The sequence below is a fragment of the Cobetia sp. SIMBA_158 genome, assembly GCF_046566945.1.
Classification (GTDB): Bacteria; Pseudomonadota; Gammaproteobacteria; order Pseudomonadales; family Halomonadaceae; genus Cobetia; species Cobetia amphilecti.
On record NZ_JAWJYL010000996.1, the window covers coordinates 1 to 240 of the forward strand.

Consider the following 240-nt stretch of genomic DNA (forward strand, 5'->3'; position numbering starts at 1 on the left):
CTAAGAGCAAGTCGGCAATTGGCCTTTTATACGAAGCAGGAAGCACGCCTTCAGTGAGCGTTAAGGGGTTTGGGGAGTTGGCGGAAGAAATAATCGCTGCAGCAAAACAAAAAGGGATCATGATCCACGAAGATCCCGATTTAGCTAAAACCTTATCGCACCTCGAATTAGGTGAAGAGATTCCAAAAGAGCTTTATTTTGTGATTGCAGAACTGATTGCGTTTTCGTATGTATTACGTG

The 240-nt window shown here is 43.8% G+C and carries 1 protein-coding gene; it reads left to right on the plus strand.

What is annotated here, in order from left to right; translation table 11 throughout:
* Nucleotides 1–240, plus strand: a 240-nt coding sequence (locus R2R70_RS22790; protein WP_410979316.1) for an EscU/YscU/HrcU family type III secretion system export apparatus switch protein, incomplete at both ends; no start/stop codon positions are given.